This window comes from Pseudomonas fluorescens group sp. PF-1, assembly GCF_054481335.1.
This window is the reverse complement of record NZ_JBTMNG010000002.1, coordinates 2,093,901-2,113,347: the sequence shown is the minus strand read 5'-3', so window position 1 is coordinate 2,113,347 and position 19,447 is coordinate 2,093,901. Positions and strand designations below refer to the sequence as shown.

Annotated in this window: 19 protein-coding genes; 2 read left to right on the top strand and 17 right to left on the bottom strand. The window is 59.4% G+C overall.

Annotation, left to right across the window (positions count from 1 at the left end; all coding sequences use genetic code 11):
* Nucleotides 1-141: 141 nt before the first annotated feature.
* From ACX3YD_RS24560 to ACX3YD_RS24495, 14 genes are all read right to left on the bottom strand, one after another.
* A complete protein-coding gene (locus ACX3YD_RS24560; RefSeq protein ID WP_458961254.1) occupies nt 142-1,110 on the bottom strand; it encodes a GTP 3',8-cyclase MoaA in 969 nt (322 codons plus the stop codon).
* A gap of 138 nt (nt 1,111-1,248) precedes the next feature.
* Nucleotides 1,249-1,887 (bottom strand): TetR/AcrR family transcriptional regulator, encoded by a 639-nt coding sequence (locus tag ACX3YD_RS24555; protein WP_047526990.1) that lies wholly within the window; start codon nt 1,885-1,887, stop codon nt 1,249-1,251.
* 342 nt (nt 1,888-2,229) lie between these two features.
* Nucleotides 2,230-3,015 carry a TatD family hydrolase gene (locus ACX3YD_RS24550; RefSeq protein ID WP_288099766.1) on the bottom strand — a complete coding sequence of 262 codons (786 nt, stop codon included), beginning with the start codon at nt 3,013-3,015 and terminating at the stop codon, nt 2,230-2,232.
* 162 nt (nt 3,016-3,177) lie between these two features.
* Entirely contained in the window at nt 3,178-4,164 is a 987-nt protein-coding gene (locus tag ACX3YD_RS24545; protein WP_090467780.1) for a DNA polymerase III subunit delta', read from the bottom strand.
* On the bottom strand, nt 4,157-4,789 hold the full coding sequence (gene tmk / locus ACX3YD_RS24540) for a dTMP kinase (RefSeq protein ID WP_047526987.1): 633 nt from the start codon (nt 4,787-4,789) through the stop codon (nt 4,157-4,159). Before tmk ends, ACX3YD_RS24545 begins: the two co-directional genes overlap by 8 nt.
* Before the next feature lie 19 nt (nt 4,790-4,808).
* Nucleotides 4,809-6,014 (bottom strand): endolytic transglycosylase MltG, encoded by a 1,206-nt coding sequence (mltG, locus tag ACX3YD_RS24535; protein ID WP_458961253.1) that lies wholly within the window; start codon nt 6,012-6,014, stop codon nt 4,809-4,811.
* Nucleotides 6,015-6,017: 3 nt separating this feature from the next.
* Entirely contained in the window at nt 6,018-6,833 is an 816-nt protein-coding gene (gene pabC, locus ACX3YD_RS24530) for an aminodeoxychorismate lyase (RefSeq protein WP_103406445.1), read from the bottom strand.
* Complete coding sequence (gene fabF, locus ACX3YD_RS24525) at nt 6,833-8,077, bottom strand: beta-ketoacyl-ACP synthase II (RefSeq protein WP_047526983.1); 1,245 nt, start codon at nt 8,075-8,077, stop codon at nt 6,833-6,835. Before fabF ends, pabC begins: the two co-directional genes overlap by 1 nt.
* Before the next feature lie 109 nt (nt 8,078-8,186).
* A complete protein-coding gene (gene acpP, locus ACX3YD_RS24520; RefSeq protein ID WP_024076962.1) occupies nt 8,187-8,423 on the bottom strand; it encodes an acyl carrier protein in 237 nt (78 codons plus the stop codon).
* Between the two features lie 191 nt (nt 8,424-8,614).
* Nucleotides 8,615-9,358 (bottom strand): 3-oxoacyl-ACP reductase FabG, encoded by a 744-nt coding sequence (fabG, locus tag ACX3YD_RS24515; RefSeq protein ID WP_047526979.1) that lies wholly within the window; start codon nt 9,356-9,358, stop codon nt 8,615-8,617.
* A 16-nt stretch (nt 9,359-9,374) separates the two neighbouring features.
* Entirely contained in the window at nt 9,375-10,313 is a 939-nt protein-coding gene (fabD, locus tag ACX3YD_RS24510; RefSeq protein WP_458961252.1) for an ACP S-malonyltransferase, read from the bottom strand.
* 125 nt (nt 10,314-10,438) lie between these two features.
* Nucleotides 10,439-11,449, bottom strand: coding sequence for a phosphate acyltransferase PlsX (gene plsX, locus ACX3YD_RS24505; RefSeq protein WP_090467772.1), 1,011 nt, complete (start codon nt 11,447-11,449; stop codon nt 10,439-10,441).
* Between the two features lie 4 nt (nt 11,450-11,453).
* Entirely contained in the window at nt 11,454-11,636 is a 183-nt protein-coding gene (gene rpmF / locus ACX3YD_RS24500; RefSeq protein WP_003179396.1) for a 50S ribosomal protein L32, read from the bottom strand.
* Between the two features lie 13 nt (nt 11,637-11,649).
* Nucleotides 11,650-12,177: a YceD family protein gene (locus ACX3YD_RS24495; RefSeq protein WP_007942001.1), complete on the bottom strand. Its 528-nt coding sequence runs from the start codon at nt 12,175-12,177 to the stop codon at nt 11,650-11,652.
* 105 nt (nt 12,178-12,282) lie between these two features.
* Here ACX3YD_RS24495 and ACX3YD_RS24490 point away from each other — a divergent pair, with 105 nt between their 5' ends.
* Nucleotides 12,283-12,861: a Maf family protein gene (locus ACX3YD_RS24490; RefSeq protein ID WP_103406446.1), complete on the top strand. Its 579-nt coding sequence runs from the start codon at nt 12,283-12,285 to the stop codon at nt 12,859-12,861.
* Nucleotides 12,862-12,910: 49 nt separating this feature from the next.
* Here ACX3YD_RS24490 and ACX3YD_RS24485 read toward each other — a convergent pair whose 3' ends face one another.
* Genes ACX3YD_RS24485 through rluC form a run of 3 tightly spaced genes read right to left on the bottom strand, consistent with a single transcriptional unit; the run spans nt 12,911 to nt 15,536 of the window.
* Nucleotides 12,911-13,900 (bottom strand): S49 family peptidase, encoded by a 990-nt coding sequence (locus tag ACX3YD_RS24485; RefSeq protein WP_047526972.1) that lies wholly within the window; start codon nt 13,898-13,900, stop codon nt 12,911-12,913.
* A 24-nt stretch (nt 13,901-13,924) separates the two neighbouring features.
* Complete coding sequence (locus ACX3YD_RS24480; RefSeq protein WP_458961251.1) at nt 13,925-14,587, bottom strand: HAD-IA family hydrolase; 663 nt, start codon at nt 14,585-14,587, stop codon at nt 13,925-13,927.
* Nucleotides 14,574-15,536, bottom strand: coding sequence for a 23S rRNA pseudouridine(955/2504/2580) synthase RluC (gene rluC / locus ACX3YD_RS24475; protein ID WP_103406448.1), 963 nt, complete (start codon nt 15,534-15,536; stop codon nt 14,574-14,576). Before rluC ends, ACX3YD_RS24480 begins: the two co-directional genes overlap by 14 nt.
* 700 nt (nt 15,537-16,236) lie before the next feature.
* Between rluC and rne the strand changes: the two genes are divergently transcribed.
* Entirely contained in the window at nt 16,237-19,443 is a 3,207-nt protein-coding gene (rne, locus tag ACX3YD_RS24470) for a ribonuclease E (RefSeq protein WP_458961250.1), read from the top strand.
* Nucleotides 19,444-19,447: the final 4 nt, after the last annotated feature.

Sequence of the window (19,447 nt, the reverse complement as noted above, 5' to 3'; positions counted from 1 at the left end):
GGCGAATGGCCATGGGATGCAGCTTTTGCGCCACCTCACGGACATCGTCACCTGATCCAACGCAATCGCGGGCAAGCCACGCTCCCACAAGGTTTTACGCAGATGCTTGTGGGAGCGTGGCTTGCCCGCGATGAGGCCGTTTCAGCCGCCGATAATCTTCATGACGGTCGCACCACCGGAAAACGCCACTTCCTGCTTGTCGCCCAAGGCTTTCACCAAAAGCCGCTGGAGCGCCGGCAGCGCTTGATGACGTGGTTTGTCCAACAGATCGCCGACGTAGTGACGATTGCTCGAGGACAAACAGCCATGCAACCAGCCGGTGGAGGACAGGCGCAGCCTGGAACAGGTGCGACAGAACGGCACGCTTTCGTTGGCGATTACACCGAAATGGCCCATCCCCGGAATCTCGTAACGCACGGCCGTGGCATCGAGTGGCGCATCGGCCTGGAGATATTCGTAGCGTTCGCCGATCAGACTCAACAACTGCTGAAGGCTGACAAACTGCTGCAGGAAGGCATTGGAGTCGCTGGCCAGGTGGCCCATTCGCATCAATTCGATAAAGCGCAGCTCATAGCCACGCTCGAGGCAGTACTCAAGCAGTGGCATCACCTGGTCAAGGTTCTGGCCACGCAACGGCACCATGTTGACCTTGATCTTCATGCCAGCGGCGCTGGCCTGGTCCATGCCGTCGAGCACGGTCGTCAGATCGCCGCCACGGGCAATGCCGCGAAAGGCGCTGGCGTCGAGCGTATCGAGGGAAACGTTGATGCGGCGAATGCCGGCATTGACCAGCAATGGCAGCTTTTTCGCCAGCAGTTGGCCATTGGTGGTCAGACTGATGTCTTCCAGGCCCATCTGGCCGACGGCGGTCATGAAGGCTTCGAGTTTGGGGCTGACCAGCGGCTCGCCGCCGGTGATGCGCAAGCGTTCGATGCCTGCCGCTTCAATCAGATAAGCCACGCCGCGCGCCATGGCTTCGGCCGACAGTTCATCCTGCGCAGCCACCAGCCGCTTGCCGTTAGGCACGCAGTAGGTACAAGCGTAATTGCAGGCTGAGGTCAGACTGATTCGCAAATTACGAAAACGCCTGCCTTGACGGTCAACGATCATGGATCACTCCGGCGGAAGAAAATCGAACCGCTAAAACTTGACTCACAAATCAAGTTTTAGCAAGCCCTATGCCTGAGTATATTCCTGCGGTATCGCACCATGTAACGAATTCATGGCGTCATAAGGCAACTGAATGGCTCAGCTGCTCGGGGCGTCGGTGTCGCGCTTGCGCTTGTTGCCCATGCGAACGCCGATGTCCATCAGGAACTGGAAGAAGCCTTCCTGATCTTCCAGCACATTGCTCCAGAACGGCGAGTGATACAGGGCCACGGCACCGTGCACCAGCGCCCAGGATGCGCAGTAATGGAAGTAAGGCGGCACGTCTTCCAGCTTGCCTTCGCTGATCCGGCCCTTGATCAGCAAGGTCAGGCGTTCGAAATTCGAGGCGCGGATCTTGTGCAACTCCTCGATCATCTCCGGAACCTGGTTGCCCTTGACCACCTTTTCTTCCAGGCGATCGAACAGCCGATAGCGTTGCGGGTCACGCATGCGGAATTCGAAATAGGCACGCGACAGGGCCTCCTTGTCCTTGTCGACGTCGGCCGAATGCAGCAGTTCATTCAGATCGCGCTCGTAGTCGAGCATCAGCCGCAGATAAATCTCGGCCTTGGATTTGAAATGCTTATAGATCGTGCCTTTGCCGATACCGACGGCATCAGCAATCATCTCGACGGTGACACTGTCTTCACCTTGTTCGAGGAACAGCTTGAGCGCGGTATCGAGAATTTCCTGCTCGCGGCGGCGAAACTCACGGACCTTACGAGGTTCTTTATGCATAAGAAAAGGTCTGTAGGGGTCAAAATTCGAAGCCGCGTATTATGCCTAACTTACGCAAAAATGCACGGATCATCCGACCATGTCTGTGTTTCCTGATGAATTCGGACAGGGTCTGCGCCTGATGAGAACGCTTCCGAAGCGGGCGTATTCCAAAATTGTTTAAAAACTGTGTCCGGTAAACTGGACTCGGCGCAATAGTGATCAATACTTGAACTGTCGGCGGGGCATCTCCCCCAAGTGTCACGCCGATATTGGTACCAACGGACCGCGTGCCATTGTTTTACTCCTAATGGTCTTAACCCGGATTCACCCCCCAGAACCCGGGTTTTTTTTGCCTGCGATTTAACCTTTTACGTGCGCCAGAGGAAACAGTCGCTTGAAGTTCGCGGTGGTCTGCTCGGCAAATCGCTCATAGGGCTCACCGCGTAGCATGGCCAGAAACTCTGCCACTTCTCGCACATACTGCGGCAGGTTCGGCTTGCCACGATAGGGAATCGGCGCCAGGTACGGCGAGTCGGTTTCGACCAGCAACCGATCGGCCGGGACTTTGCTGGCCACATCACGCAACGCATCGGCATTGCGGAAAGTGACAATACCGGACAGGGAAATGTAATAACCCATGTCCAGGGCTGCCTTGGCCATGTCCCAGTCTTCGGTGAAGCAATGCAGAACGCCCGCTTGGGGCAGCGCCGCTTCACGCAGCAAGTCGAGGGTGTCTGCACGGGCACCACGGGTATGGATGATCACCGGTTTGCCGGTTTGTTGCGCCGCTTGCAGGTGCAGTCGAAAAGACGCCTGCTGCAATTCGGCGGCTTCGGGTTCGTAGTGGTAGTCCAGACCGGTTTCACCAATCGCCACTACGCGCGGGTGATTGAGTTCCTGCAACAGCCAGTCCAGCGCAGGCGCCGCTCCTGGCTGCACATCCAGCGGATGCACGCCAACCGAGCAGTCGACGTCGTCATAACGCTCGGCCAGCGCTTTGACATCAGCCGCGTTATCGACGCTGACGCCAATACACAGAAAGTGCCCAACCCCGCGTTGACGAGCGGCATCCAGAGCTGCGTCCAGGGATCCGTCGTGGGCTGCCAGGTCAAGGCGATCAAGGTGGCAATGGGAATCTACGAGCATAAAGAGGGCTGCAACTTACATCGTATGAGTGGGAAGGCCGGACTCGAGGACTCCGGCCAGATGGATTTCGATTCGACTGCGGGCAGTGTTTTCACCATGGTTGAACTGTACGCCAACCCCGGTGGCCTGGTAACGCCTTACCGCTGACAGGTAGCGTCCAGGTTACCTCTGTGCAGGCAGGGACGCCCACTGCACCAGTAGCGCCTCCAGCAGCAGCACCCGGTTGAGGTTGGCCTTACTCAGTACTTTCTGGCGCTGGGCAAGGATCCAGTCCTGGATATTCAGGACTTTGTCCTGCGCGGTCTTCTGCGCCAGGTATTGAATCACCTTGCGCATGTCCGGCAGCCCCAGCCCCTCTTCGTCCTGGGTCAGCTGATAGCGCAGGATCAGGCTCGACCAATCGCAGAACCAGTCAAACAACAGTAATAACGGGATCGCATTCCAGCCTTCGGCCAGTTGGGTCGGCGATTGCTGCTGCTTGAGCAGCTTCTTCACGCCATCGACCACTTGCGCACGTTGTTCGCGCACACCTTGAGCCTGCAGATTGACCGCGGCCAATGGCGAACCGGCCGCCAGGGTCAGCAATTCAATACGCTCTTCTTGCGAGCAATCCGGCAGCGCTTTCGCCAGCCAGGCCAGGCTCATGGCTTCACTCGGTAGCGGGCAAGCCTGCTGCACGCAGCGACTCTTGATGGTCGGCAGCAAACGGCTCGGCTGGTGGCTGACCAGCAGCAATACGGTGTCGCCAGACGGCTCTTCAAGGCTTTTGAGCAAGGCGTTGGCAGCGTTGATGTTCATTGATTCAACGGGCTCGATCAGCACCACCTTGCGTCCGCCCAGCTGCGCGGTCTGGACCACGAAGCTGACCAGGTCACGCACCTGATCGACTTTGATGGCCTTGTCGGCCTCTTCCGGTTCGAGGATGTAGTTGTCGGGGTGACTGCCGGCCTTGAGCAACAGACAGGATTTGCATTCACCGCAAGCGCCCTGCGCGGTGGGACGCTGGCACAACAGACTGGCCATCAGGCGCTCGGCCAGCGCTCGCTTGCCGATCCCGGCCGGACCGTGCAACAGATAGGCGTGGGCGTGATGCGTACGACCGGCCAACTGGTGCCAGAGGCTGTCCTGCCACGGATAGGCTTCAGCCACGGGTCAGCTCCAGCAGACGCGGCAGCAAGGCATCGAGGGACTGCTGAACCTGCGCCAGCGGCTGCGCGGCGTCGACCAACACATAACGTTCCGGCTCCGCTGCAGCGCGCTTGAGGAAGGCACTGCGCACCGCATCGAAAAAGGTTCGGCCTTCGAGCTCGAAGCGATCGAGACGACCCCGCGCACTGGCACGGGCCAGGCCCACTTCCACCGGCAGGTCGAAAATCAGTGTCAGGTCGGGACGCAGATCGCCCTGCACGAAGGTTTCCAGTGTCGCGATACGCTCCAGCGACAAGCCGCGGCCACCGCCCTGATAGGCGTAGGTCGAATCGGTAAAACGATCACACAGCACCACAGCACCCCGAGCCAGCGCAGGGCGGATCACCTCGGCAAGATGCTGGGCCCGCGCGGCGAAGACCAGCAGCAATTCGGTGTCCGGGTTCATCAGCTCTTCAACCGGTGCCAACAGCACTTCGCGGATACGCTCGGCCAGTGGCGTACCGCCCGGTTCGCGAGTCAGCACAACCTCAATACCCGCGGCGCGCAGGCGCTCGGCCAGGTATTCGCGATTGGTGCTCTTGCCGGCGCCTTCCGGGCCTTCCAGCGTAATAAACAAGCCAGTCACAGGCAGTCCTTAGTCAGAGTCATTGCGAGCTTTGCGGGGCGGCTGGGTCCGGCTCGGGAGCAGTCGCTGGCGCAGGTGCGGGATCTTGCGCCGGCACTGGCGACAGGGCTTCCGGGGCCGGATCGGGTGAAGCAGCCGGAATCGGTGCCTGGCCTTCCGCGGCCGGGTTCTCCGGCGTGTCGGGTACAGTGGCGGGCGCCGGGCTGGAGCGGTAATCGGCACGACGCTTGAGCTGGAACTCGCGCACGGCGCTGTTGTGGGCATCCAGGTCATCGGAGAACACGTGGCTGCCATCGCCACGAGCGACAAAATACAGGCTGTTGCCAGCCACCGGATTCAACGCCGCATGAATCGCTTCACGACCGACCATGGCGATCGGGGTCGGTGGCAGACCGGCAATCACATAAGTGTTGTAAGGCGTCGGTTCCTTGAGATGGGCGCGGGTCAATTTGCCGCTGTACCGCTCACCGAGGCCATAGATCACCGTCGGGTCGGTCTGCAGCAACATGCCCATCGCCATCCGCCGGACAAACACACCGGCAATCTGCCCACGTTCCTGTGGCACGCCGGTTTCCTTTTCCACCAGCGAGGCCATGATCAACGCTTGATAGGGTTCGGTGTAGGGCGCATCAGGGGCGCGCCGCTCCCATTCCTTGGCGAGCACTTCATTAAGACGGTCATAGGCTGTTTTCAGCAGTTCTGCGTCGGACATTCCACGAACGAAGCGATAGGTGTCAGGGAAGAATCGTCCCTCAGGGAAAATTCCGCCATGGCCGAGCTTATCCATGACCTGGGTGTCGCTCAGGCCGTCCAGGGTGTGATCGAGTTTCTCTTCCTTGGCCAAGGCGGCGCGAACCTGATGGAAATTCCAGCCTTCGACCAGGGTTACGCTGTACTGCACCATTTCTCCGCGCTTCCACAGATCGATCAGACCTTCTACGGTCATGCCGGGAAGCATGCGGTATTCACCGCTGTGCAAGGGTTGTTTCGGTAGATTGAAACGCCAGTACAGGCGCAGCCAGAAAGCGTCCTTGATGACGCCATCGGCTTCGAGTCGGTAGAAGGTGCGGGTCGGCGTGGTGCCCTTGGGCACCTCCAGCAGTTCTTCCTGAGCGATATTCAGCGGCTGCACCAGCGCCGAATGAACTTTCCAGGCAGAAGCGCCCAACATCAGCCCTGCCAGAACCAGTCCGGTTTCCAGCAGCAGCAAGAATTTACGTCTCACGTATCAAGCATCCAGTAGCGCACGGGCAATGGTTTGGAGTTTACGGGTGAGCGGCCCAACCGGCCAGCTCAGAGCGGCATAGGCATGCACGGGCCAAATACCATACACGCTGTTGCAGACAAAGACTTCGTCAGCCCATTGCAGCTGTTCGAGGGTGATATCGGTGATTTGCGTGGGAATGCCCAATGACTCGGCTTGAAACAATATTTCGGCACGCATCACACCTTCCACGCCGCAACGTTTCAGATCGGCCGTGATCAACTCGCCATTGCGTACGAGGAACAGGTTACTGAACACACCTTCGATCACGCGCCCCGCCTGATCGAGCATCAGGCCTTCGGCATGTTCGGTGTCTTGCCATTCGGCGCGGGCGATCACCTGTTCGAGGCGGTTCAGGTGCTTGAGACCGGCGAGCAGTGGCTGAATGGAAAGTCGTGTCGTGCAGGGAAACAGACGAACACCCTGCTCAGCATGGGCGGCTGGATAAACGGCTGGAGGATTACCAGACAGGATACGTCGGGCCTGGGCTGAAGGATCGAAAGCGTAGCCACGCAAGCCATCGCCGCGAGTCACGATCAGCTTGAGCACACCTTCGTCCAGCTCCCTGGCGTAGGCCAGCAGCTCCGCGGCCATCGCATCACGATCAAGGTTGATCGCCAACCGCTGGCACCCCTTCGCCAAACGCTGCAGATGGCGGTCCAGCAACACTGGAAGGCCACGCCGCACGGCAATGGTCTCGAACAGACCATCACCGTAAGCCAGGCCGCGATCCTTCAGCGACACAGCGTCAGCCGGCTGACCGTCGACCCGGCTTTCCATCAGCCTGCAAACCGGCGGAACACCAGCGAGCCGTTGGTACCGCCAAAACCGAAGGAGTTGGAGAGGACGACATCGATATCCATATTGCGCGCGGTGTGCGGCACAAAATCGAGATCGCAACCTTCGTCCGGTTCATCGAGGTTGATGGTCGGTGGCGCCACCTGACTGTTGATCGCCAGCACGCTGAAGATCGCCTCGACCGCGCCCGCCGCACCCAGCAGGTGACCGGTCATGGATTTGGTCGAACTGACGGCCAGCTTGTAGGCGTGATCGCCGAACACCGAACGGATCGCATTGGCTTCCGCCAGGTCGCCAGCAGGCGTCGAGGTGCCATGGGCGTTGATGTACTGCACTTGATCGCCATTGATCCTGGCGTCGCGCAAGGCATTGGTGATGCAGCGCGCAGCACCGGCGCCATCAGCCGGAGGCGAAGTCATGTGATAGGCATCGCCACTGGTGCCGAAACCGATCAGTTCGGCATAGATGGTCGCGCCGCGTGCCTTGGCGTGTTCCAGCTCTTCAAGAACCAGCGCACCGGCACCATCGGAAAGCACGAAGCCATCACGGCCCTTGTCCCATGGGCGGCTGGCGCGGGCCGGTTCGTCATTGCGGGTCGACAAGGCGCGAGAGGCACCAAAGCCGCCCATGCCCAGGCCACAGGCCGCCATTTCGGAGCCGCCGGCAATCATCACGTCAGCTTCGTCGTACATGATGTTGCGTGCAGCCATGCCAATGCAGTGCGTACCCGTGGTACAAGCCGTGGCGATGGCGTAGTTAGGTCCCTGCGCACCCAAGTGGATAGACAGGAAACCGGAAATCATATTGATGATCGAGCCAGGCACGAAAAACGGCGAAATCCGTCGTGGGCCGGAATCATGCAGGGTACGGCTGGTTTCTTCGATATTGGTCAGTCCGCCAATGCCCGAGCCCATGGCGACACCAATGCGCTCACGGTTGGCATCGGTGACTTCCAGGCCGGCATTGCGTACCGCCTGAAAACCTGCCGCCAGGCCGTACTGAATGAACAAGTCGAGCTTGCGGGCTTCCTTGACCGACAGGTATTCCTCGACATTGAAACCCTTTACCGAGCCGCCAAAACGGGTGGAATAGGCAGAAAGGTCGGTGTGTTCGATCAGACCAATGCCACTGCGGCCAGCCAGAATGCCCTGCCAGCTGCTTGGCACATCCGTGCCCAGTGGCGACAACATACCCATACCGGTGACTACGACGCGTCTACGCGACACAGCACTCTCCTTTTTTGAAATGACGACTTTGCATCAGGCCTAAAGAAAAAACCGCACGCCGTGATAGCAGTGCGGTTTTTCCATGACAGCAAGCAACGATTACAAACTATTACGCCTGGTGGCTAGTAACGTAGTCGATTGCAGCTTGTACAGTAGTGATCTTCTCAGCTTCTTCGTCAGGGATTTCGGTCTCGAATTCCTCTTCCAGAGCCATCACCAGCTCAACGGTGTCAAGGGAGTCAGCACCCAGGTCTTCAACGAAGGAGGCAGTGTTGATCACTTCTTCTTCTTTAACGCCCAGTTGCTCGGCAACGATTTTCTTGACGCGCTCTTCGATGGTGCTCATACCTTGTTTTCACTCCTAATGGACAAATTCAGGCAGCTGGCCAGTGGGTAAGTGTATAGAAAGACTTTTCAGCTTTTCAACTGAAAGCTTCACTCCTCAAACCCTGCAGCCCTCTGCCTATAAATAGATTGCAGCTTTATAACGGATTTTAGACAGCTCGTATGACATTTTTTTGAAGCAATCCGTCACATTTAACTCATGTACATCCCGCCGTTCACCGGGATTGTAGCCCCAGTAACGTATGCCGCACCGTCGGACGCAAGAAAAGCGACCACAGACGCGATCTCTTGTGCTTGCCCCAGACGACCCAGCGGAATCTGCGCCTGCAAGGCTTCACGCTGCGCCTCGGGCAGTTCGCGGGTCATATCGGTATCGATGAACCCTGGGGCCACCGAGTTTACCGTAATCGAACGCGAACCGACTTCACGCGCCAGTGCACGACTGAAACCTTCCAGACCGGCCTTGGCGGCAGCGTAGTTTACTTGGCCTGCGTTGCCCATGGCACCCACAACCGAGCCAATACTGATAATTCGTCCCCAGCGGGCCTTGGTCATGCCACGCAAAACGCCCTTGGACAGGCGGAACAGACTGTTCAGGTTGGTATCGACAACGTCATGCCACTCGTCGTCTTTCATGCGCATCATCAGGTTATCGCGGGTGATGCCGGCATTATTGACCAGAATCGCCGGCGCACCGAACTGCTCCTGAATGCTCGCCAGGACAGCCGCCACGGACTCGTCGCTGGTGACATTGAGTTCCAGGCCAGTGCCCTGAATGCCATTTTCCTTCAGGGTGGCGGCAATGCGCTCGGCACCCGAAGCCGAGGTCGCGGTGCCCACAACGATGGCGCCCTGACGACCCAGTTCCAGGGCGATAGCCTGGCCGATACCGCGGCTTGCACCAGTGACCAGTGCAACTTTACCTTGCAGACTCATGCAAGCTTCTCCTGATTCAGGCCAGCGCTGCACGAGCGGCAGCGAAAGCGTCTGGGGTATTGAGGTTGGAAGTCGATACGCCTTCGGCGCAGCGTTTGTTCAGACCGGCCAGCACTTTGCCCGGGCCGCATTCGACCAATTGAGTTGCCCCCTTGGCCGCCAGCGCCTGGACCGATTCGACCCAGCGCACAGGCTTGTAGAGCTGTTCAAGCAGATCGCGCTTGAGGGTTTGCAGATCGGCCGGCACCTCGGCACTGACGTTCTGCACCACCGGAATCTGCGGCGCCTGCCAGTCGATCGCAGCGATCGACTCAGCGAAACGCTCGGCGGCCGGGCGCATCAGCTCGCAATGGGACGGCACACTGACCGGCAGTGGCATGGCGCGCTTGGCACCACGAGCCTTGCAGCCTTCGATGGCGCGTTCGACCGCCGCCTTGGCACCAGCGATAACCACCTGGCCCGGGGAGTTGTAGTTGACCGCGCTGACCACTTCGCCTTGTGCCGCTTCAGCACAGGCCGCCACTACGTCAGCATCGTCCAGTCCGAGGATGGCGGCCATGCCACCCTGCCCGGCCGGAACGGCTTCCTGCATCAGTTGGCCACGTCGCTCGACCAGCTTCACTGCATCGCCCAGGCTCAGGCTGCCCGCCGCGACCAGCGCGCTGTATTCACCCAGGCTGTGACCGGCCACGTAGGCCGGACGCGCACCACCTTCAGCCAGCCACAGACGCCACAGGGCGATCGAGGCGGTCAGAATGGCCGGCTGGGTCTTATCGGTTTGATTGAGTTGCTCTTCCGGCCCTTGCTGGGTCAGTGCCCACAGGTCGTAACCCAGAGCATCGGAAGCTTCTTTGAATGTTTCGAGGACAACCGGATGTTGCGCGCCCAACTCGGCCAGCATGCCGAGGGACTGCGAACCCTGTCCCGGAAAGACGAATGCGAGGGAAGCAGACATGTAACAAGCCCCTAATGATCTTGTCGTCGGAGAATTGACGTCCCTCTAGGGGGACGCAAGAAACTGACAGTTGGATGGCCAATTGAACTGAGCGGTCACATTTAAGCATTGTCCGACGAAAACGCCTAAAGCAACAAATCCGCAAGACGACCGTGAAGCCGTTCAGGCAGGTTTTCCTGAATCTCGATCAAGGCACGCTGAATGGCACTCTGAAAGCCCTGCACTCCGGCAGAACCGTGACTTTTCACCACAATCCCCTGCAACCCCAAAAAGCTTGCGCCATTATGCCGCGCCGGAGCCAGATCCGCCTGCAGACGCTTCATCAACGGCAGCGCCAATGCACCGACCATTCGCGACATCAGAGTTTTCTTGAACAATGCCTCGATGCGTCCGGCAATCATGGTGGCCAGGCCTTCGCTGGATTTGAGCAGGATATTGCCGACAAAGCCATCACACACCACGACATCCGCCTCACCACGGTACAAGCCGTCACCCTCTATGAAACCGATGTAATTGATACCACGGGCATTCTGCAACAACGTTGCCGCCAGCTTGACCTGCTGGTTGCCCTTGATGTCTTCAGTGCCGATATTCAGCAGCGCTACACGCGGACGAACAATACCGAGGGTTTCTGCCGCGACAGACCCCATCACCGCGAACTGCAACAAGTGCTCGGCACTGCAATCGACATTCGCACCCAGGTCGAGTAACTGGCAGTACCCTTTCTGCGTCGGAATCGCCGCGATCATGGCGGGCCGATCAATGCCAGGCAAGGTCTTGAGCACAAACCGCGACAACGCCATCAGCGCACCGGTGTTGCCGGCACTGACACAGGCCTGGACCTTGCCGTCACGCAGCAACTCAAGCGCCACGCGCATCGAGGAATCAGGTTTGCCGCGCAGGGCCTGGGCCGGTTTTTCGTCCATGGTGATGAATTCGGACGCAGGTGTAATCGACAGGCGAGCGCGATCCACAGCCGAATGGCCGGCGATCAATTCTTCAAGGAGGGAGGCTTGACCGACGAGGGTCAGGTGCAGCGAGGGTGTAGCAGACAGGCAAGCAAGGCTGGCCTGGACAATGCTGCGGGGACCGAAGTCCCCGCCCATTGCGTCAATCGCGATGACTTGAGCGGACAAGTGATTACTCGTCAGCGCCCTTGTCGATCACTTTACGGCCACGGTATACGCCTTCTGGCGATACGTGGTGACGCAGGTGAACTTCACCAGTGGTTTTTTCTACAGACAGAGTGCTAGCCTCAAGAGCGTCGTGCGAACGGCGCATGTCACGGGCAGAGCGGGATTTTTTGTTCTGCTGAACAGCCATAATTGATTAACTCCTAAACGTTTGGGTCACGCTTTAACTGCGCCAATACACTGAACGGGTTGGACCGCGTTACCTCGTCCTCGCTCGGTTCGGGCTCATCTGCTCCCGCCGGCTGCTGGCATTCTTCCGGATGATGAGCAGGCACAATGGGCAAGGCGAGCAGAAGCTCCTCCTCGATCAGTGACTGCAGATCCAATGGATCTTCGCCCAGTTCCAGCACGTCATAACCTTTCGGCAACGACTGGGTATTCGCACCCTCCTTCACCACAGCATAACTGCATTCGCTATGGATCGGCAGGGTGACCAGCTCAAGACAACGCTGGCAAACCATTTTGACTTCAGTGTCGATAAAGCTGTGGATGACCACAGATTTACGTTCATCTCGTTCAAAAACGAATTTAGCCTGCACCGTACCGACATTGTCGGAAAGCGGGTCGCAGAGTCTCTCCAAATCGGCCAGCAGCATTTCACCTTGAAGGGTGGTGCCACGGTCAGCCAATTTGCGCGGGTCAACGTGAGGTGGAATCGGGTCATTCAACATAGGCGCAGCATTATAGGGATGCCCCCGCCCATGTCAAAGGAAATTCAGCCCTGTCCGTCACTTGGAAGGCTCGTTAGAATTCCCGCCTGCCTTTTGGAGTTGCCCATGCTGCCTTTATTACTCGCTTCCAGCTCGGTCTATCGCCGGGAATTGCTGGCCCGCCTGCTACTGCCGTTTACCTGTAGCTCGCCGGATATCGACGAAAGCCATCGCCCGGGCGAGACCGCCGTTGATCTGGTCAAGCGCCTCGCCGAGGAAAAAGCCCGCGCACTGACCGGCCGTCACAGCGCTCACTTGATCATTGGCTCCGACCAGGTTGCCGTGCTCGGGGACAACATCATCGGCAAGCCCCACACCTTCGAAAAGGCCCGCGAACAACTGCTGGCCGCCAGCGGTGCAAGCGTGACCTTCCTGACGGGCCTGGCACTGCTCAATAGCCAGACCGGTCACTGCCAGGTCGATTGCATACCTTTCACCGTGCACATGCGCACCCTCGACAGCGCGCGCATCGAGCGCTACCTGCGCGCCGAACAACCCTACGACTGCGCCGGCAGCTTCAAAGCCGAAGGCCTGGGCGTGAGCCTGTTCCAAAGCACCGAAGGCCCGGACGCCACCAGCCTGATCGGATTACCGCTGATCCGCCTTGTCGACATGCTGCTGACGGAAGGCGTGCAAATTCCCTGAGCCACAAAAAACCGGCCAAACGGGCCGGTTCTTTTAAGCATCCAAAAGATCAACGCAGCGATGGACCATTGAAACCCATCCACATCGCCAAATGTTCAGCGACGCTGGCGCCGAGCTTTTTCGAGAAGCGATCGAACGGCGACTCCTGAACCGTGAAGTCCACCAGCTCTTTTTCGCCGATCACATCCCGGGCAACCGAACTGGCATTACCCAGGCCGTCGATCAGCCCCAGTGGCAATGCTTGCTCGCCAGACCAGACCAGACCGGAGAACAGCTCAGGATGCTCTTTGTCCTTCAGGCGATCGCCCCGCCCCTGCTTGACGCTGTTGATGAACTGATTGTGCGTGGTATCGAGCACACCCTGCCAAAACGCCGTCTCTTCCGGCTTTTGCGGCTGGAACGGATCGAGGAACGACTTATGCTCGCCAGAGGTGTAGGTACGACGCTCGACCCCCAGCTTCTCCATGGTACCGACAAAGCCGTAACCGGCCGCCGTGACGCCGATGGAACCCACCAGGCTCGCTTTGTCGGCGTAGATCTGATCGGCTGCACTGGCAATGTAATACGCGCCGGAAGCCCCAAGATCCGAAATCACCGCATAGAGCTTGGTATCCGGATGCAGGCCACGCAGACGGCGAATCTCGTCATAGACGTAACCTGACTGCACCGGACTGCCACCCGGACTGTTGATTCGCAGGATCACGCCCTTGACCTTATCGTCCTCGAAGGCCGCTCGCAGGCTTCCAACGATATTGTCGGCGCTGGCCGGCTCCTTGTCGGCGATCATCCCCGTCACGTCGATCAGCGCCGTGTAATGGGCGCTGCGGGTGGCGGCTTTTTCCATGTCCATCAGCGGCGTGAACAGGGCCAGCGCACCAAACAGGTACACAAACGTCAGCAACTTGAAGAAAATCCCCCAGCGACGGGACCGACGCTGTTCCTGCACACTGGCCAGCAGCGTCTTTTCCAGCAGCTTCCAGCTTTTCTCGTCACCGCTCTCTGCGCTCGACTTGGCGGGCGCTTTCCATTCGTCGGTCATGCCATCTACCCCAGCAACAACGTATTAAGCCCGCTGACTCAGCCAGGCATGCAATTCTGAAAAGCGATCAACCGCCAGCCGCGGGCCGAACAGCTTCAGCGCCTCGATCGATTGAGCACCGTAGCTGACCGCCACCGAATCCATCCCGGCATTGCGCGCCATCTGCAGATCGAACGACGAGTCGCCAACCATCAGCGCCTGCGCGGGAGCCACCTTACAATGAGCCAGGATCTGCTCAAGCATCAGCGGATGCGGCTTGCTGGCGGTCTCGTCAGCCGCACGGGTGATGTCGAAATAATCTTCCCAGCCATGGGATTTCAATACCCGGTCCAGCCCGCGACGGGCCTTGCCGGTCGCCACAGCCAGATGATAGCCCTCGGCACGAAACGCTTCGAGCGACTCGACCACACCTTCGAACAACGGCGAAGGCACAGCTTCCGATGCGATGTAGTGATCCGCATAATGCTGACGAAAGGCTATCAGCTCGGCATCGCCGATTTCGGGATACAAGGTGCGGATCGCTTCCGGCAGGCCAAGGCCGATGATGCCTTTGACGGCGAAATCATCACGCAACGGAAAACCACTTCGCTCCGATGCCACATGCATCGCTTCGACAATCCGACCAATGGAATCGGCGAGCGTGCCATCCCAATCGAAAATCAGCAGCTTGTAATCAGATGGGCGCACTCAATCGCTCCACGGTCTTGGCCCACATCTCATCGACCGGCGCCTGCAACTTGAGTTCACCGCCATCGGGCAGCGGCACGGTCAGCATGTAGGCGTGCAGAAACAGGCGCTTGCCGCCCAGGTCGCGAATTTCCTTACTGAAATCGTCATCGCCGTACTTGGTATCGCCGGCGATGCAGTGCCCGGCGTGCAACGTGTGGACGCGGATCTGGTGAGTGCGGCCGGTGATCGGCTTGGCTTCGATCAGGGTGGCAAAGTCGCCAAAGCGACGCAGGACCTTGAACACGGTCACAGACTCCTTGCCCTCCTCCTCGTCGACCTCGACCATGCGCTCGCCGGAGCGCAGATTGCTCTTGCCGAGCGCCGCACGGACTTGCTTGATCGAGCTCGCCCAGTTGCCACGAACCAGCGCCATGTAGCGCTTATCGACACCGTCACCGCGCAATGCGGTGTGCAAGTGACGCAACATGCTGCGCTTCTTGGCGATCATCAGCAGCCCGGAAGTGTCACGGTCAAGACGGTGAACCAGCTCCAGCTCCTTGCAATCGGGGCGCAACTGACGGAAGGCTTCGATGACGCCGTAATTCAAGCCACTACCGCCGTGAACAGCGATGCCAGCAGGCTTGTTGATCACGATCAGCGCCTTGTCTTCATAGACAATCGAGGCTTCGAGTCGCTGCAGCAGGCCTTGGGCCAGCGGCACCGGTTCGTCGCGTTCAGGCACGCGAACCGGCGGCACGCGCACGATATCGCCCGCTTGCAGCTTGTATTCGGGCTTGATCCGCCCCTTGTTCACCCGCACTTCGCCCTTGCGCAAAATGCGGTAAATCAGGGTCTTGGGCACGCCTTTGAGCCGAGCGAGAAGGAAGTTATCAATACGTTGGCCGGCATATTCCGGCGAGACCTCAAGCAGTTGTACGCCTGGGGTCGAGGGGGCTGTAGTCGTCATGCGGCGGATGATAACAATTTTTTATGGAATTGAAGCACTTAATCATTGCTGCTATAGTCGCGAACGCCGCCAAAAGCGGCCTGGACAGCGGACCAACGGTCAAAAACCGACCCTGACCAACGCAATTCACCAGGACGCGAGGCCGTCCTACGGGGCTTTCGCTACGTAACGGTGGAGTTTGCAGGTGTAACAAGCGCAGGTGACATGAGGCCTGAATCAAACCGCAAAGCAGAGTTTTCACTCGTCTTGCGAGCCAATATTCATGGCCAGTTCACAAAGTGCAGTCAGCTGCGAATGACCCCGAGCGAACGCTTCGGAAACAACGCCTAAATTAGCCATGATGCGTGACCTCCCCTATCGGAGCTCACGGTAAATGCCAACCCGCTGCGGATTCTGCGCGCGGCAGCACCCGAATTATCAGGGATACGTGTAGGGTGGAGATGCACAACCGCTGGACTGTGTAGCAATAGGCTTTATCAAGACGCTTCATCTCGTCCACAGCCGCTGGTTGATTCCTCCTCCTGACTGAGTGCTTAAGTAGCCACAGCAAGCAGGACGCGTACGTCGCGACGCCGGCCCAATTGGTCGGGGTTCGCTAGACACTGGAGTGTCCAACCACTCCTGACGCACCTGACACCGACCGTGAGAAGTCGTGTGTGCCGAACGCCGTTTCCGGCAGCCCGGAAACCGACGGTACTACATGAAAAGAATGCTGATTAACGCAACTCAACCCGAAGAGTTGCGTGTTGCACTGGTAGATGGCCAGCGCCTCTACGACCTGGACATCGAATCCGGTGCACGCGAGCAGAAGAAGGCCAACATCTATAAAGGCCGGATTACTCGCATCGAACCAAGCCTTGAGGCTGCCTTTGTCGATTTCGGCTCCGAGCGCCACGGCTTCCTGCCACTCAAAGAAATCTCCCGCGAATACTTCAAGAAAGCCCCTGAAGGCCGCGTCAACATCAAGGACGTCCTGAGCGAAGGCCAGGAAGTCATCGTTCAGGTCGAAAAAGAAGAACGTGGCAACAAGGGCGCCGCCCTGACCACGTTCATCAGCCTGGCCGGTCGTTACCTGGTACTGATGCCGAACAACCCGCGTGCCGGCGGTATCTCCCGTCGCATCGAAGGCGAAGAGCGCAACGAATTGCGCGAAGCCCTGAACGGCCTGGTTGCCCCGGCCGACATGGGTCTGATCGTGCGCACTGCCGGCCTGGGCCGCAGCAGTGAAGAAATGCAGTGGGACCTCGACTACCTGCTGCAACTCTGGACCGCCATCAAAGAAGCCTCGCTGGATCGCTCCGCGCCATTCCTGATCTATCAGGAAAGCAACGTGATCATCCGCGCCATCCGCGATTACCTGCGCCAGGACATCGGCGAAGTGCTGATCGACAGCGTCGAAGCCCAGGACGAAGCCCTGACCTTCATCCGCCAGGTGATGCCGCAGTACGCCAGCAAGATCAAGCTGTACGAAGACAGCGTTCCGCTGTTCAATCGCTTCCAGATCGAAAGCCAGATCGAAACCGCATTCCAGCGCGTCGTCGAACTGCCTTCCGGCGGCTCCATCGTTATCGATCCGACCGAAGCCCTGGTGTCCATCGACATCAACTCGGCGCGCGCCACCAAAGGCAGCGACATCGAAGAAACCGCCCTGCAGACCAACCTCGAAGCCGCCGAAGAAATCGCCCGTCAGTTGCGCCTGCGTGACATTGGCGGCCTGATCGTCATCGACTTCATCGACATGACCCCTGCCAAGAACCAGCGCGCCGTGGAAGAAAAAGTCCGCGAATGCCTGGAAGCCGACCGCGCCCGCGTGCAAGTCGGTCGCATCTCGCGCTTCGGTCTGCTGGAAATGTCCCGTCAGCGCCTGCGTCCTTCCCTGGGCGAAAGCAGTGGCATCGTCTGCCCGCGTTGCAACGGCACCGGCATCATCCGTGATGTTGAATCGCTGTCGCTGGCGATCCTGCGCCTGATCGAAGAAGAAGCACTGAAAGACCGCACCGCCGAAGTTCGCGCCCAGGTGCCGATCCCGGTCGCCGCGTTCCTGCTCAACGAAAAACGCAACTCGATCACCAAGATCGAACTGCGCACCCGTGCCCGCATCGTTATTCTGCCGAACGATCACCTCGAAACGCCGCACTTCGAAGTTCAGCGTCTGCGTGATGACAGCCCTGAAGCCGCGATCAACCAGTCCAGCTACGAAATCGCTGCTGCCGCTGCCGAAGTGGAAGAAGTCCAGCCGGCCGCAGCGACCCGCACCCTGGTTCGCCAGGAAGCCGCGGTCAAGACTGCGCCAGCCCGTGCCAACGCTCCGGTTCCGACCGAAGTCGTTGCCGCTCCGGTTGCCGCTCCGGTTGCCGCTCCCGTCGCCGCTCCAGAGCCAAGCCTGTTCAAGGGCCTGGTGAAGTCGCTGGTCAGCCTGTTCGCCTGCAAGGAAGAGCCTGCTGCCCCGGCCGTGGTCGAGAAACCGGCTGCCACCGAGCGTCCGGCTCGCAGCAATGAAGAACAACGTCGCAACGGTCGCCAGCAGAGCCGCAACCGTAACGGTCGCCGCGATGAAGAACGCAAGCCGCGCGAAGAACGTGCACCGCGTGAAGAGCGCGCACCACGTGAGCCACGCGAAGAGCGTCAACCACGCGAAGCCCGTGAAGAAACACCAGCCGTAGCACGTGAAGAACGCGCACCGCGTGCTCCACGAGAAGAACGTGCACCTCGCGCACCGCGTGAAGACCGCAAGCCACGTGGCGAACGCGAAGAGCGCGTTCGTGAACTGCGTGAGCCTCTGGATGCTGCTCCGGCTGCTGCTCCGGCTGCGGCGGCGACCGCTGAAGAGCGCCCGGCCCGTCCGCCACGCGAAGAACGTGCTCCACGCCCACCGCGTGAAGAGCGTCAACCCCGTGCCGAACAAGCCGCTGCCATCGCCGAAGAAGAGCTGACCACCAACGAAGAGCAACTGCAGGAAGAAGGTCAGGATGGCGCCGAAGGCGATCGTCCGCGCCGCCGTTCCCGTGGCCAGCGTCGTCGCAGCAACCGTCGCGAGCGTCAACGCGATGCCAACGGCAATGTGATCGAAGGTTCGGAAGAATCCGAATCCGGCGAAAGCAATGAAGCACCAAGCACCGCCGACCTCGCCGCCGGCCTGGCTGTTACCGCAGCCGTTGCCAGCACCGTGATCAGCGCCCCGGCCGAAGCACAGGCCAACGAGCAAGCCGAACGCGCCACTGCCGCCACCCTGGAAACCGCTCCAGTCGAAGCGCCAGTCGTTGAAGCGACTACCCCGGTCGAAGCTACCGCATCGCCGGAAGTCGAAGTGGCACAAGCACCACACGTAGAGCCTGTGGTTGAAGCGCCTGTCGTGGTTGCAGAGCCGGTTGTCGAAACCGCCACTGAAACCGTGACCGAAGCCGTTCGTGAAGCTCGCGAAGAGCAAACCGCGTTCAACTGGGTTGCCGAGCCAGCCGTAACCGAAACTCCAGCGCCAGTCGTTGAAGCTCCGGCGATTGAAGCTCCGGTTGCCGATGCAGTGACCTCCGAGCCGCTCGTCGCAGCAGCCGAGCCTGCTCCTGTCGTGGAAACGCCGGTAGTTGCCGAAGTGCCTGCACCAGTGGTTGCTGCCGCTCCGGCCAACGCCCTGACACCAAGTGGCCGCGCACCGAACGACCCACGTGAAGTGCGTCGTCGCAAGCGTGAAGAAGAGCGCCTGCAGAAGGAAGCCGAATTGGCTGCCGCTGCTGCTCAGGCTGAAGCAGTCGTTGCTGAAGTGGCCGAGGCAGCACCTGCCCCGACTGCAGAAGTTGATGCCGAGCCAGCTCAATCCGCAATCCACGAAGCACCACGCTCCGTTCAGGAAGCGATTGAGCAACACGAACAAGCCCTGGAAAAAGAACACGAGCCTAAACCTCTCGTCTGATTCC

Coding starts and splice junctions, on each gene's coding strand:
- rne (WP_458961250.1), top strand. CDS start 16,237: ATGAAAAGAATGCTGATTAACGCAACTCAACCCGAAGAGTTGCGTGTT.
- fabD (WP_458961252.1), bottom strand. CDS start 10,313: ATGTCTGCTTCCCTCGCATTCGTCTTTCCGGGACAGGGTTCGCAGTCC.
- acpP (WP_024076962.1), bottom strand. CDS start 8,423: ATGAGCACCATCGAAGAGCGCGTCAAGAAAATCGTTGCCGAGCAACTG.
- pabC (WP_103406445.1), bottom strand. CDS start 6,833: ATGGAAAGCCGGGTCGACGGTCAGCCGGCTGACGCTGTGTCGCTGAAG.
- rluC (WP_103406448.1), bottom strand. CDS start 15,536: ATGACGACTACAGCCCCCTCGACCCCAGGCGTACAACTGCTTGAGGTC.
- ACX3YD_RS24550 (WP_288099766.1), bottom strand. CDS start 3,015: ATGCTCGTAGATTCCCATTGCCACCTTGATCGCCTTGACCTGGCAGCC.
- rpmF (WP_003179396.1), bottom strand. CDS start 11,636: ATGGCTGTTCAGCAGAACAAAAAATCCCGCTCTGCCCGTGACATGCGC.
- ACX3YD_RS24490 (WP_103406446.1), top strand. CDS start 12,283: ATGCTGCCTTTATTACTCGCTTCCAGCTCGGTCTATCGCCGGGAATTG.
- fabG (WP_047526979.1), bottom strand. CDS start 9,358: ATGAGTCTGCAAGGTAAAGTTGCACTGGTCACTGGTGCAAGCCGCGGT.
- ACX3YD_RS24555 (WP_047526990.1), bottom strand. CDS start 1,887: ATGCATAAAGAACCTCGTAAGGTCCGTGAGTTTCGCCGCCGCGAGCAG.
- ACX3YD_RS24560 (WP_458961254.1), bottom strand. CDS start 1,110: ATGATCGTTGACCGTCAAGGCAGGCGTTTTCGTAATTTGCGAATCAGT.
- ACX3YD_RS24485 (WP_047526972.1), bottom strand. CDS start 13,900: ATGACCGACGAATGGAAAGCGCCCGCCAAGTCGAGCGCAGAGAGCGGT.
- ACX3YD_RS24495 (WP_007942001.1), bottom strand. CDS start 12,177: ATGTTGAATGACCCGATTCCACCTCACGTTGACCCGCGCAAATTGGCT.